The sequence below is a fragment of the Janthinobacterium sp. YR213 genome, from assembly GCF_900099875.1.
Lineage (GTDB): Bacteria > Pseudomonadota > Gammaproteobacteria > Burkholderiales > Burkholderiaceae_D > Janthinobacterium > Janthinobacterium lividum.
The window spans coordinates 618,319-630,911 of sequence record NZ_FNDA01000004.1 but is presented as its reverse complement, the minus strand read 5'-3'; the positions used below and the strand labels follow the sequence as shown (position 1 = coordinate 630,911).

Sequence of the window (12,593 nt, the reverse complement as noted above, 5' to 3'; positions counted from 1 at the left end):
TCACACTCACCCCAATGATGAAAAAACGCTCGGCTTCGGCCGATAACATCTGTGCCGTTGCCGTCGTGCACTTTTCGGAGCACGGCTACGATGCCTCGTCCCTCAGCGACATCGCCGGGCAGGCGGGCATGCGCAAGGCTTCGCTGTACTCGCACTTCGCCGGCAAGGATGCTCTCTTCCTCGACGTCTTTGCCGACGCCCTGGGCGAAGAACAAGCCTTCATGGATGCCTGTTTCACCGATGAAGCGGCGCTGACGGCCACGGCCGGCAGTGCCCTGGCCGGCTCCCTGTACTGCGACCGCATGGCGCAGCGCTATGCGGACTCGGCCCATTTGCGCTTTTTGCTGCGCACGGCGTATTTGCCGCCCGCGCCCCTGCGCATCGAAGTCGGCACGGGCTACGAAGCCTTGCTGGCGCAGTTGCAGCGGCACTACGTGGCCAGCCTGGGCCGGCTGGCGCCCGCGCTGCCGCCCCAGCGCATCGACCTGTACGCGCAAGCCTATCTGGGCATCGTCGACAGCCTGCACGTGGAACTGATCTACGCGGGCGGCGCCGCGCTGCAGCAGCGCCACGCGGCCTTGTGGCAGATATTGTCTGATTCGCTGGCAATGGCGGCGCAATCGGCCTGACGCGGTATCGGCGACAGCCACACTGTGAAAGGAGCGGGAAGTTTTTGGCAAGGCGCACCACGCCCAACATGGGTCAGGCGTATGCGTGCACCAATAGAAAGCCAGCAAGCGGAACGGCGACAAAAAGCACCACGACGCCAAGGCATCCTGATTTGGATCCGGATATGGAAGCTGCAGGAGAAGTGCCGCGCTCTCGTGGCGTCCTGGCATGAACCCATTTCATATGACAGGACTGGCAAAAGAATGTGGTTTTGTTGTTGCGCCAGGCGGCTATGGTTCGATCGGTGTGGCGTACAAGCGTGCCGCAACGGGCACATTCGAAATGTGTTTCTTTGGGCAGTTTTTTAGAAAAATGCTTGCCGACAAAGAGCATGACAACAAGCCCGGCTATTACCGCCCCAACGATCAATTCCATAGACAATGCTTTTCCGTATATGCATGGTATTTACCATGGCTATTGCCAGCCAATCAGCGTACCCGAGCATAACGGATTGCCAAGCGAAAAAAATCACGCATTCTCACATCTACGCGAATGGCGCTGCCAGCCAGAACAGAGGCCCCCGCGGGCATCTCCGCCCGCATTCTTTGCATCAACCTTTGTTATTTAACATCGAACGCTCGTATTTGCTCACAACGACATTACACTTTGGAAATCTAAGATTTCTTCAGTTGACACTCTTGCAGCACATCCATAAGATGCCCTCATTATTCATTTACGGAGTCCCACGTGGGTACTTGTTCTAGTGACAGTAGCCGATCTTGTATCGGTGATTGCCTCGGCAGCTAAACAGCAAGCAACGCGGAAATCTCTTTCCTCCGTGCCTTGCTGAGCAAGGTGCGGTGTCTCGCGCGGCCAGTACGGCTGCGCGCCTCTCCCCCTCTTTCCGATCGCGACCGGCTACTGACCCGGATTGCCCGCCAGCGCCATGCCTCGCCATGTTGCGTTGGCGGCACGCAAGTCTTGCCTGCGGCTGCGCCGCCCGTCAACACCTCGTCGTGAAAGGAAGAGCCATGAATCTCTTCACCCGCTTATTCGAATCGTTCCTGCGCAAGCGCCATACGACCGGCCACTTCCGCCGCCGCGCCATGCCGCTGGAAAACAGCACGGCCCGTCCCGTGCCCGACCACCTGGCGCGCCAGCTGCTGGCCGCCGCCCATGAAGACCTCGATACGGCGCTGAACCGCCTGCACACGCGCATCGAAGGCTTGCGCGATGCCGAGGCGCAAGTCATCGGCGCGCAAACGGGCCCCAATGAAGTCGAGCATGAAAAACCGCTGGCCTGGTACCAGCACCTGTGGCTGTGCTACAAGAATCCGTTCAACCTGCTGCTGACCGTGCTGGCCATCGTGTCCTACCTGACGGAAGACCCGAAGGCCACCATCGTCATCGGCACCATGGTGATTTTGTCGACCCTGCTGCGCTTTGTGCAGGAAGGCCGCTCGAACCGGGCCGCCGAGCGCCTGAAAGCCATGGTCAGCAATACGGCCACCGTGCTGCGCAACGGCCAGCAGGTCGAGCTGCCTATCCGCCAGCTGGTGCAGGGCGACCTCATCGTACTGTCGGCCGGCGACATGATACCCGCCGACTGCCGCCTGCTTTCCGCGAAAGACCTGTTCGTCAGCCAGGCCGCCATGACGGGTGAATCCTTGCCGGTGGAAAAAATGGCCGAACTGGCCGACAGCGCAGGCCGCGATCCCATGGAACTGGCCAACCTGCTTTTCATGGGCACGAATGTGATCTCGGGCGCGGCCACGGCGCTGGTCCTGGCCACGGGCAACCGCACCTATTTCGGCACCATCGCCACGCGCGTGACGGTCACCGAGCGCACGCCGACGGCCTTCGAGGCGGGCGTGAACAGCGTCAGCTGGCTGCTGATCCGCTTCGCCCTCGTGATGGCGCCGCTGGTCTTCCTCATCAATGGCTGGACCAAGGGCGACTGGATGGAAGCGTTCCTGTTTGCCCTGTCCGTCGCCGTCGGCCTGACGCCGGAAATGCTGCCCATGATCGTCACCAGCACTCTGGCCAAGGGCGCCGTGAAACTGTCGAAAAAGAAAGTCGTCGTGAAACGCCTGGACGCCATCCAGAACTTCGGCGCCATGGATGTGCTGTGCACGGACAAGACGGGCACCTTGACGCAGGACAAGATCGTGCTCGAGCGCCACACGGACGTGTTCGGCCAGCCCTCCGACGAAGTGCTGCAATTCGCTTATCTGAACAGCCACTACCAGACGGGCCTCAAAAACCTGCTCGATCGGGCCGTGCTCGACCATGTTGAGCTGCAGACGGAAATGCAGCTGGCCCGCGATTACGTGAAAGTCGATGAAATCCCGTTTGATTTCGTGCGCCGCCGCATGTCCGTCGTCGTTTCCGAAAAAAACGACCACCATGAGCTGATCTGCAAGGGCGCCGTCGAGGAAATCCTCGCCGCCTGCAGCCATCTGCGCCTGGGCGGCGTGAATATTCCCCTCGATGCGGCCCTGCTGGCCAAGGTGCTGGAAACCACGCATGGCCTGAACGCGGAAGGTTTGCGCGTGGTGGCCGTGGCCGTCAAGGAAGTGCCGCCCCACAAAACCGTGTACGGCGTGGCCGATGAAACGGCGCTGACCCTGATCGGCTATGTGGCCTTCCTCGATCCGCCAAAGGAATCGACGGCGCCGGCCCTGCGCGCGCTGGCGGAACATGGCGTGACCGTGAAAGTCTTGACGGGCGACAATCACCTCGTGACGGCGAAGATTTGCCGCGAAGTGGGCCTGGCCGTGCATGGCGTGCTGCAAGGCCCGCAGCTCGACGACATGGACGACGCCACCCTGTCCAGGGCAGCGGAAGACAATACCGTGTTTGCCAAGCTCAGCCCGCTGCACAAGGAGCGCCTCGTGCGCGCCCTGCGCGGCAATGGCCACATCGTCGGCTTCATGGGCGACGGCATCAACGACGCGCCCGCCCTGCGCGCGGCCGACATCGGTATTTCCGTCGATTCCGCCGTCGATATCGCAAAGGAGGCGGCCGACATCATCTTGCTGGAAAAGAGCCTGATGGTGCTCGAAGAAGGCGTGCTGGAAGGCCGGCGCACCTTCAGCAACATGCTGAAATACATCCGCATGACGGCCAGCTCGAACTTCGGCAATGTGTTTTCCGTGCTGGTGGCCAGCGCCTTTTTGCCGTTTTTACCGATGCTGCCGCTGCACTTGCTGGTGCAGAACCTGCTGTATGACGTGTCGCAGATCGCCATTCCTTTCGACAATGTCGACGCCGAACTGATCCAGCAGCCGCTGAGCTGGAATCCGCGCGACATCGGCCGCTTCATGGTCTTTTTCGGCCCCATCAGCTCGATCTTCGACATCAGCACGTTTATCTTGATGTGGCATGTGTTTGGCGCGAATACGCCAGAGCAGCAAACCCTGTTCCAGTCCGGCTGGTTCGTCGTGGGGCTGTTGACCCAAACCCTGATCGTGCACCTGATCCGCACGCCCAAGCTGCCTTTCATCGACAGCATCGCGTCCGTGCCCCTGCTGGTGGCCACCACCGCCATCATGGCCGTGGGCGTGTTCCTGCCGATGGGTCCGCTGGCGACCTACTTCAAGCTGCAGGCCTTGCCGTTGGGCTACTTCCCCTGGCTGCTGGGCATCCTCGTCTGCTACACGGTGCTGACGACGTTCATGAAACGCGTGTATCTGCGCAAATTCGGCTGGCAATAGTATGATGAGCCGCTCTTCCACCCACACAAGGCACGCATGAGCGGCTCCCCTCCTTCCAAGCGTAATCTCGCCCTGCTGCTGTCGGCCCTGTTTTTTCCCGGCAGCGGGCATTTCGTATTGCAACGCAAGGCACGCGGCTGCCTCTTCCTCGTGCCGGCCCTGGTCGCGCTGGTGCTCGTAGTGCGCCAGATCATGGCACGTTTGGACCAGATAATGGCACAGATTGACAGCGGTGCCCTGCCCTTCGACGTGCAGCTGATCGTGGAAAAAGTCGATGCCCTGTCCGCCAATGACGGCCCCGCCATGACGGTGGCCGTGGGCGTGCTGGTGCTATGCTGGATTGGCAGCCTGGTCGATACCGTGCTGTTGAAACCGTGAAGTAGCGTCAAATGAGCGTCAAACCACGTCGCCCTTGATGCGGCGCGACTTCGGTCCGCGGACGGCGGCGATGCGCGCCTCGCTGCGCTCCTGCACGCGGCCGCTGAACCAGCCCTGCACATCCGCGCCAAAGCCGGCCGGCGCGACACTGCCAAAACCTTGCGCCAAGTCAAGCAAGGTGGTCTTGCCCAGTTCGGCGCGCATGCTTTTCTCGGCGCGCAGCATGAGAGCATGGATGCCGCATACGCCGCTGGTCATCCAGCCGGGCGGCTCGCCTTCGTACAGGGTGCAGCGGCTGCGGATCTGCTGACAATCGAACAGGGGTTTCGGGCCTTCGATGGCATCCACCACGTCGAGCACGCTGATGTCGCCGGGCGGGCGCGCCAGCTGATAACCGCCGCGTATGCCTTCCGACGCGGTCACGATGCCCGCCTTCTCCAGCTTGGGAAAGATTTTCGCCAGGAAGGAGACGGAAATACCCTGCAACTCCGCCAGGTCGCGGCTGCTGGCAGGCTCGGCAAGCGGCTGTGCCAGATATAGCAGGCAATGCAAGCCATACTCGGTGCCGCTTCCATAATGTGCCATGATGCCATTCCTCCGTTGCAAAACGGGGACTGTAGCACTCCCCGTTTGCAGCCGCAAGGCTACAGCGACAGCTCGAACGCCGGATCGGCAGCGGCCAGCGCCGCGGCACTATCGGCAGGCGGATAAATCACACGGCCATTGATGGCCACTTTCATGGCCTTGCCCTCGCTGCCCGTCAGCCACACCTTGCGCTCCCAGCCCTGCGTCACGACCGCACCCCATGCTCCCAGATCCAGGCAGGTCACATAATAGGGTTGGCGGTAGGGCCGCGTGGCCAGTCCCAGCAGGTCAGCCACGGCATTGTCGCCCGAGGAGCGCCCAAGGAACATGGCGTGCTGGCAGCTCATCAGCGTGTGATTGCCTTCGTCATCCGTGGCGGCAACGGCGGCGTCGCCCGTGGCAAATACCCTGCCGGCGCCAGGCACGCGCAAATCATGCGCCACCCGCAGGCGTCCCGCGGCGTCTTTCTCACCGGGAACCTGCGCCGTCAACGCACTGGCCCGCACGCCCGCCGTCCACACCACGGTGGACGCCTCGATGCGCTCGCCATCGGCCGTCGTCAATCCATCCGCGTCGATGGCGGCCACCGCCGAACCGAGCCGGCATGCCACGCCCAGCTCCGCCAGCGCCTGCTCGATCACGGGGCGCGGTCCCGGCCCCAGGTCGGGACCGATATCGGGCGCCCGCTCGACGATGATCACCTTGATATCGGCATCTTCGCCCAGGATGGCGCGCAGGCGGGCCGGCAGCTCGGCCGCCAGCTCGATGCCCGTGAAGCCGCCGCCGGCCACCACGACGGTATTGCGCGCGGCCGATGCGGGCCGGGCGGCCAGCGCATGCAGGTGCGCATCGAGCGCCACCGCTTCGCTGCGCTGGTCGGTGCTGAAGGCAAATTCTTGCAGGCCCGGAATATTCGGACGGAACAGGCTGCTACCGGCCGCCAGCACCAGGCGGTCATAGGCCAGGGTCGAACGGCTGCCGTCGGCGGCCACGATGTCGACTTCGTCGCTGTCGCTGCGAATGGCATCGACCTTGCCGGCGATGAAGCGCACGCCCGTCTCGTCAAACAGTTGCTGCAACGGCGCCACCATGCTGGCGGGCGCCGGTTCGTACAGGCGGGGGCGCATCGTCAGCATGGCTTCCGGCGCCACCAGCGCCACTTCGATCTCGCCTGCGGCAATGTTTTCCAGCCTTAGGCGACGCACGGCTGCCAGGGCACTCCACAATCCGGCAAAGCCGGCACCAATGATCAATACGCGCTGTGTCATGTTTTTCTCCTTGATTTGATAACGCAGACTATATCACTCCGCGTTATGAGTTGCAAGCTGGCCTGCCAAAATCGCAACAGCCTGCCTTGCGGACTGTGCCGCACTCGCGTAGATTCGCGGCACGATGATCAGGGAAGGCCCCATGCAAGAGGAATTGGAAACATTGCTGGCAGCAGCGTTCAAGAGCGAGCGGGCACAGGCACGCCGCCTAGCCGCGCTGGAAGGCATCACCGGCGACGCGGCGCTGCGGCGGATACTGGAACAGGCATCCGGCACCTTGGGCCTGGCCGCCCTGCTGGCGACGCGGCTGCAGGCGCACGCCGCCGAAGCGCAGCGCAAGGCGCAAAAGATCAGCGATCGCCAGCAGGCGCAGGCGGCGCGGCGGGTGATGGCCGTGCCGGCTTCGGCCTGGCGCGGCTGGTTCGACGGTTCCGCCCATCCGAACCCGGGCAAGCTGGGCATAGGCGCCCTGCTGCTGGGGCCAAACGGCGAGCGCATCGAAGTGAGCGAGGCTGCCGGCTATGGCAGCAGCAGCGACGCGGAATATGCGGCCCTGACGGCCGTGCTGCAGGCGGCACTCAAGGTGCGTCCGCCGCCCGTGCAACTGCTGCTGTACGGCGACAGCCAGGTGGTGATCAATGATGTGCTGGGAACGACGCCGCTGGGGGCCAAGGGACTGGAAACGCAAAGGGCCACCGTAGTGGCCCTGCTGGAACAATTTACTGATGTGAGCTTGCGCTGGCTGCCGCGCCACAGGAATGGCGAGGCGGACCGGCTGTCCCAGCTGGCCATTACCGGCTGGGTAGAAGAGGATTAAGCGGCGCGGCCGATCCGCAACGCTTCCTTCGGCTCTTTCGCCACCGGACGTTTCACCCCCTTCAATCCGCTGACACTGGCCTGCTGCCCGTTCAGCTTGAACACGCTGACCACTTGCGCCAGGTTGTGCGCCTGGTGCTGCATCGATTCGGCGGCGGCCGCCGACTCTTCCACCAGCGCCGCATTTTGCTGCGTGACGGCATCCATCTGGCCGATGGCGCGGTTGATCTCGTCGATGCCCACGCTTTGCTCGCTGCTGGCCGCCGTGATTTCCGTGATGATGTCGCTCACGCGCTGCACGCTGTCGACGATGTCGTTCATGGTCGAACCGGCTTGCGCCACCAGCATGCTGCCCGCGTTGACTTGCTCGACCGACGCGCCGATCAGGGTCTTGATTTCTTTCGCCGCCGAAGCGGAACGCTGCGCCAGGTTGCGCACTTCGGACGCCACAACGGCAAAGCCACGGCCCTGCTCGCCCGCACGGGCAGCTTCCACGGCCGCATTCAGGGCCAGGATATTCGTCTGGAAGGCGATGCCGTCAATCACACTGATGATGTCGACGATCTTGTTCGATGACGCATTGATCGATTCCATCGTGCCCACGACCTGCGCCACGACTTCGCCGCCCTTGACAGCCACTTGCGCCGCCGAGGCCGCCAACTGGTTCGCCTGGCGCGCATTGTCCGCGTTCTGTTTCACGGTCGAGGTCAACTCTTCCATCGACGAAGCCGTCTCTTCAAGCGAACCGGCCTGCTCTTCCGTGCGGGAAGACAGGTCCTGGTTACCGGCGGCAATTTCCGTCGACGAGGTGGCGATGCTGTCCGTGCCCGAGCGCACTTCGCTGACGATATTGAGCAGGCTGGTGTTCATGTCCTTCAGGGCCAGCAGCAGTTGCCCCGTTTCATCCTTGGCGCTGGCATCGATCTGCGCCGTCAAGTCGCCATCGGCTACCTTGCGGGCGATGTCCACGGCCGTGCGCAGGGGACGCACGATGCCCATCGTCAACAACCAGGCACAGACGACGCCAAAGCCCAGCGCCAGCACGGCCAAGGTCAGCAGCAAGTTGCGGCTCGTCTTGGCGACCTCGTCGATCTCGCGCGCCGTCTTGTCAATGCTGGCGCGCTGGTGCTGCAGCATGTCGTTGACCACTTTCAGGTATTTCGTCGAACCGGGCACGAAGATGCCCTGGAACGCCTGCTCCGCTTCCGCTTCCTGTCCATCCGCTTTCAGCTTCGACACTTGCGCGCGCGAGTCGAGGTAAACCTTGCGCTGTTCGCTCACCAGGCGGAACAGTTCCTTTTCTTCCGGGCTGGAAATCAAGGCTTCGATTTTCTTTTGCAATTCGCCCGATACGACGGATGATTGCTTGGCTTCTTCCGCAAAATACGCGCCCAGCGTGGTGTCGCTGCTGCGCGCGATGGCCGTGGTGCGGCGCACGCCGCTGTCGATCTTCGCGTACCAGTCGGAAATATAGCGTTCCTTCGCCAGCGGCAATTCCATCATGGTGCGCGTGGCCATGGCCACATCATGCAAGCGCCACACGCTGATGCCGGTAATGAGCATGGAAAACAGCAAAATCACGGCAAAACCCAGGCCGAGGCGCACACCAATACTGACGTTTCTTAACAAATTCATGTGAATATCCTAAAAAAGCGGAACCAGACTATGTAAAAAGGGGACAGCAGAAAGCGGCTGCTCGGGGCAGCCGCGGCGCCATCAGCGCGTGCCGATGCGCAAGGCGGTTTTCGGCGCAGCCGGGCGTTTCAGCGCCTGCTGGCCAGTCAATTTGAAGACGCTGACGACCTGCGCCAGGTTGTGTGCCTGGTGCTGCATCGATTCGGCGGCGGCCGCCGATTCTTCCACCAGCGCCGCATTTTGCTGCGTGACGGCATCCATCTGGCCGATGGCGCGGTTGATCTCGTCGATGCCCACGCTTTGCTCGCTGCTGGCCGCCGTGATTTCCGTGATGATGTCGCTCACGCGCTGCACGCTGTCGACAATATCGTTCATGGTCGAACCGGCTTGCGCCACCAGCATGCTGCCCGCGTTGACTTGCTCCACGGACGCGCCGATCAGGGTCTTGATTTCTTTCGCCGCCGAAGCGGAACGCTGCGCCAGGTTGCGCACTTCGGACGCCACGACGGCAAAGCCACGGCCCTGCTCACCCGCGCGCGCCGCTTCCACGGCCGCGTTCAAGGCCAGGATATTCGTCTGGAAGGCGATGCCATCGATGACGGAAATGATGTCGACGATCTTGTTCGATGACGCATTGATCGATTCCATCGTGCCCACCACCTGCGCCACGACTTCGCCGCCCTTGACGGCCACTTGCGCCGCCGAGGCCGCCAATTGGTTCGCCTGGCGCGCATTGTCCGCATTCTGTTTCACGGTGCTGGTCAGCTCTTCCATCGACGAAGCCGTCTCTTCCAGCGAACCGGCCTGCTCTTCCGTGCGGGAAGACAGGTCCTGGTTGCCGGCGGCGATCTGCGTCGACGAGGTCGCAATGCTGTCCGTGCCGCTGCGCACTTCGCCGACGATGTTGAGCAGGCTGGTGTTCATGTCTTTCAGGGCCAGCAACAGTTGCCCCGTTTCATCCTTGGCGCTGGCGTCGATCTGCGCCGTCAAGTCGCCATCGGCTACCTTGCGGGCGATGTCCACGGCCGTGCGCAGGGGGCGCACGATGCCCATCGTCAAGACCCAGGCGCAGACGACGCCGAATGCCAGCGCCAGCGCGGCCAGCACCAGCATCAGGTTGCGGCTGGTATTGGCGACGGCGTCGATCTCGCGTGCCGTCGTATCGATGCTGGCGCGCTGGTGTTCCAGCAAGTCCTGCACCATCTTCTGGTACTTGGCGGCGGCCGGCACGAAGGTCTTTTCAAACACGTCATTGGCGGCATCGACCTGCGCTTCGCCCTTCAGCTTGTAGACCTGGTCGCGCGAGCTGATGTACACCTTGCGCTGTTCCAGCAAGCCCGCGAACATGGCTTTTTCTTCCGGCTTGTCGATCAGCGCCTCGATCTTCTTTTGCAGCTCGGCCGAACTGGACGACGAGACTTTGGATTCTTCGGCGAAATAGCCGCTGAGCGAGGTATCGCTGCTGCGGGCAATGGCGATGGTGCGGCGCACGGCGCTGTCGATACGGCCATACCAGTCGGAAATATAGCGTTCCTTGGCCAGCGGCTGCTCCATCATGACGCGCGTGGCGCTGGCCACGTCGTGCAGGCGCCAGACGCTGATGCCCGTAATGAGCATGGAAAACAGCAAAATCACGGCAAAACCGAGTCCGAGGCGGACACCGATGCTGACGTTGCGTAATAAATTCATGTGACTATCCTAAAAAGCCCTGCCGTCAGCCTGATAACAAGCTGACGATCTCGCTCATGGGCGGGCGCTGGTTGGCCGCTGTAGCGAATTGGCGTGACAAGTGAAACTGGCGCACGGTTCGGCTGAACCGTGCGCCAGGAAATGCGCTAGCGTGCGCCTTGCAGAAAAAGCAAACAATGCTTGGGGTCAATTGTTTCTAAAAAACCCTCTCGGCACCAGGGAGTCGGGACATGTTCAGGGCAAGGCGCGTGGCCGAAGGCAGTACGAATGTACGGCGAGGCAATGCAACGCCGCCCTGGACTTTTCCTGGCGGCCTAGGCGGCCAGCTTCTCGATCAAACCCATGTCGGCGCTGGACATCAGCTGGTCGATATCGACCAGAATCAGCATGCGCTCGTCGATGGTGCCCAAGCCGATCACGTATTCCGTGTTGATCGAACGGCCCATGTCCGGCGCCGGCTTGATCTGCTCCGGCATCAGGGTGGTGACGTCGGAGACGCGGTCGACGACCATGCCGACGACGCGGTTGCCGATATTGAGGATGATGACAACGGTAAACTGGTCATAGCTGGGCGTGCCCAGGTTGAACTTGATGCGCATGTCGACGATCGGCACGATGATGCCGCGCAGGTTGACCACGCCCTTGACGAACTCGGGGGCGTTGGCGATGCGGGTCGGCGTTTCATAGCTGCGGATTTCGCTGACTTTCTGGATGTCGATGCCATACTCTTCCTGGCCCAGGGTAAAAGCCAGGTATTCGGCAGCCTTGGCAACGGTTGCGCCAGTGTCGCTGGAAATGGTGCTCATGATGATCCTTTAGTTAAATCGCCCAAGGGCGCAGGCCACGGCACGCTGCACGCAGGCCTTGGACGTGACAAGAGCCATCCGCAAGGCATGGCTCCTACTTGTATGTTTTGCAAATACTTTCTTGCAATTAGCTTATGCTTCTAATTTCCATGCGGCAATGTTACCCCATGTAAATTTTACATGCACTAAAAAAGAGCGTCTGCCGACCCGCCTCATTATCAAAGGGGAAATTACGTGGCAAAAACGGCACGCTGCATGGCACTCACCGGACCGCAAATGCAGGTGCCGGCACTGCCGAGCTCGCCGTTTTATGCCACACTTGCGGCCTTTGCCTTTTAGAAGTTCGAACCATGCAATCCTTGCTTTCCCAATGGCAACCACGCCTGCTGGCGCTGGCCACGGCCGGCCTGGGCGATGACAGCGCCCACGACATCAACCACCTGCAACGCGTCTGGCGCAATGCCAGTGTCTTGCTGCAGGACCATGCGGAAGCGGACGCCCTCACCGTGATGGCCGCCTGCTATCTGCACGACCTGGTCAACCTGCCGAAAAACCATCCCGAGCGCCACCTGGCCTCGCGCCAGGCGGCAGCACTGGCTTGCCGCCAATTGGCGGAACTGGATTTCCCATCAGAAAAACTGGCCGGCGTGGCACACGCCATCGAGACGCACAGTTTTTCCGCCAACTTGCCGCCGCACACCATCGAAGCGCAAATCGTGCAGGATGCCGACCGCATCGATGCGCTGGGCGCCGTGGGACTGGCACGCCTGTTTTACACGGCGGCGCGCATGGATAGCGCGCTGGCGCATGGCAGCGATCCGCTGGCAGCCCATCGCCCGCTCGACGACAAGGCATACGCGCTCGACCATATCGTCACCAAGCTCGACAAACTGCCCGGCAAGATGCAGACGGCGGCAGGCCGCGCGCTGGCCGAACAGCGGCTGGCCGTGCTGACGGATTTCCGCGCCGCCTTTGCCGGCGAATGGGGTATTAGTACATAAACCCTGGTGGCGATAGCCAGCATGGCCCATGCTGTCTATAATGCAAGGCTCAGCTATCGCGCCGCGCGTCAGCAGAAACCTGCAACGCGC

General features: G+C 62.1%; 11 protein-coding genes. 5 read left to right on the top strand and 6 right to left on the bottom strand.

Annotated features, from left to right (window positions below):
* Nucleotides 1-14 precede the first annotated feature (14 nt).
* Entirely contained in the window at nt 15-629 is a 615-nt protein-coding gene (locus BLT98_RS20545; protein ID WP_092610928.1) for a TetR/AcrR family transcriptional regulator, read from the top strand.
* Nucleotides 630-702: 73 nt separating this feature from the next.
* Here the strand turns inward: BLT98_RS20545 and BLT98_RS29250 are convergent, their stop codons facing one another.
* A complete protein-coding gene (locus BLT98_RS29250) occupies nt 703-1,044 on the bottom strand; it encodes a hypothetical protein (RefSeq protein WP_170846445.1) in 342 nt (113 codons plus the stop codon).
* A gap of 596 nt (nt 1,045-1,640) precedes the next feature.
* Here BLT98_RS29250 and mgtA point away from each other — a divergent pair.
* Both mgtA and BLT98_RS20535 read left to right on the top strand, forming a co-directional pair.
* Complete coding sequence (gene mgtA, locus BLT98_RS20540) at nt 1,641-4,325, top strand: magnesium-translocating P-type ATPase (RefSeq protein ID WP_092610925.1); 2,685 nt, start codon at nt 1,641-1,643, stop codon at nt 4,323-4,325.
* 36 nt (nt 4,326-4,361) lie between these two features.
* On the top strand, nt 4,362-4,703 hold the full coding sequence (locus BLT98_RS20535) for a hypothetical protein (protein ID WP_092610921.1): 342 nt from the start codon (nt 4,362-4,364) through the stop codon (nt 4,701-4,703).
* Nucleotides 4,704-4,721: 18 nt separating this feature from the next.
* On the opposite strand, the gene BLT98_RS20530 is transcribed toward BLT98_RS20535, so the two are convergent.
* Nucleotides 4,722-5,288, bottom strand: coding sequence for an RrF2 family transcriptional regulator (locus BLT98_RS20530; protein ID WP_092610917.1), 567 nt, complete (start codon nt 5,286-5,288; stop codon nt 4,722-4,724).
* Between the two features lie 59 nt (nt 5,289-5,347).
* Nucleotides 5,348-6,556 carry an NAD(P)/FAD-dependent oxidoreductase gene (locus tag BLT98_RS20525; RefSeq protein ID WP_092610915.1) on the bottom strand — a complete coding sequence of 403 codons (1,209 nt, stop codon included), beginning with the start codon at nt 6,554-6,556 and terminating at the stop codon, nt 5,348-5,350.
* 142 nt (nt 6,557-6,698) lie between these two features.
* Here BLT98_RS20525 and BLT98_RS20520 point away from each other — a divergent pair, with 142 nt between their 5' ends.
* Nucleotides 6,699-7,373, top strand: a complete 675-nt coding sequence (locus tag BLT98_RS20520; RefSeq protein ID WP_092611161.1) for a ribonuclease HI family protein — start codon at nt 6,699-6,701, stop codon at nt 7,371-7,373.
* Here BLT98_RS20520 and BLT98_RS20515 read toward each other — a convergent pair.
* The 3 genes from BLT98_RS20515 to BLT98_RS20505 form a co-directional block, all read right to left on the bottom strand.
* A complete protein-coding gene (locus BLT98_RS20515; RefSeq protein ID WP_092610913.1) occupies nt 7,370-9,007 on the bottom strand; it encodes a methyl-accepting chemotaxis protein in 1,638 nt (545 codons plus the stop codon). The two genes, BLT98_RS20520 and BLT98_RS20515, sit on opposite strands and share 4 nt — an antisense overlap.
* A gap of 81 nt (nt 9,008-9,088) precedes the next feature.
* Nucleotides 9,089-10,696, bottom strand: a complete 1,608-nt coding sequence (locus BLT98_RS20510; protein ID WP_092610911.1) for a methyl-accepting chemotaxis protein — start codon at nt 10,694-10,696, stop codon at nt 9,089-9,091.
* 314 nt (nt 10,697-11,010) lie between these two features.
* Nucleotides 11,011-11,502 (bottom strand): chemotaxis protein CheW, encoded by a 492-nt coding sequence (locus BLT98_RS20505; RefSeq protein WP_034784183.1) that lies wholly within the window; start codon nt 11,500-11,502, stop codon nt 11,011-11,013.
* Between the two features lie 350 nt (nt 11,503-11,852).
* Between BLT98_RS20505 and BLT98_RS20500 the strand changes: the two genes are divergently transcribed.
* On the top strand, nt 11,853-12,503 hold the full coding sequence (locus BLT98_RS20500) for an HD domain-containing protein (protein ID WP_070279236.1): 651 nt from the start codon (nt 11,853-11,855) through the stop codon (nt 12,501-12,503).
* Nucleotides 12,504-12,593: the final 90 nt, after the last annotated feature.

Bases quoted from the DNA above. Each gene is read 5' to 3' on its own strand.
- BLT98_RS20530 (WP_092610917.1), bottom strand. From the start codon at position 5,288: ATGGCACATTATGGAAGCGGCACCGAGTATGGCTTGCATTGCCTGCTA.
- BLT98_RS20515 (WP_092610913.1), bottom strand. From the start codon at position 9,007: ATGAATTTGTTAAGAAACGTCAGTATTGGTGTGCGCCTCGGCCTGGGT.
- mgtA (WP_092610925.1), top strand. From the start codon at position 1,641: ATGAATCTCTTCACCCGCTTATTCGAATCGTTCCTGCGCAAGCGCCAT.
- BLT98_RS20505 (WP_034784183.1), bottom strand. From the start codon at position 11,502: ATGAGCACCATTTCCAGCGACACTGGCGCAACCGTTGCCAAGGCTGCC.
- BLT98_RS20500 (WP_070279236.1), top strand. From the start codon at position 11,853: ATGCAATCCTTGCTTTCCCAATGGCAACCACGCCTGCTGGCGCTGGCC.
- BLT98_RS20520 (WP_092611161.1), top strand. From the start codon at position 6,699: ATGCAAGAGGAATTGGAAACATTGCTGGCAGCAGCGTTCAAGAGCGAG.
- BLT98_RS20510 (WP_092610911.1), bottom strand. From the start codon at position 10,696: ATGAATTTATTACGCAACGTCAGCATCGGTGTCCGCCTCGGACTCGGT.
- BLT98_RS20525 (WP_092610915.1), bottom strand. From the start codon at position 6,556: ATGACACAGCGCGTATTGATCATTGGTGCCGGCTTTGCCGGATTGTGG.
- BLT98_RS20535 (WP_092610921.1), top strand. From the start codon at position 4,362: ATGAGCGGCTCCCCTCCTTCCAAGCGTAATCTCGCCCTGCTGCTGTCG.
- BLT98_RS29250 (WP_170846445.1), bottom strand. From the start codon at position 1,044: ATGGAATTGATCGTTGGGGCGGTAATAGCCGGGCTTGTTGTCATGCTC.
- BLT98_RS20545 (WP_092610928.1), top strand. From the start codon at position 15: ATGATGAAAAAACGCTCGGCTTCGGCCGATAACATCTGTGCCGTTGCC.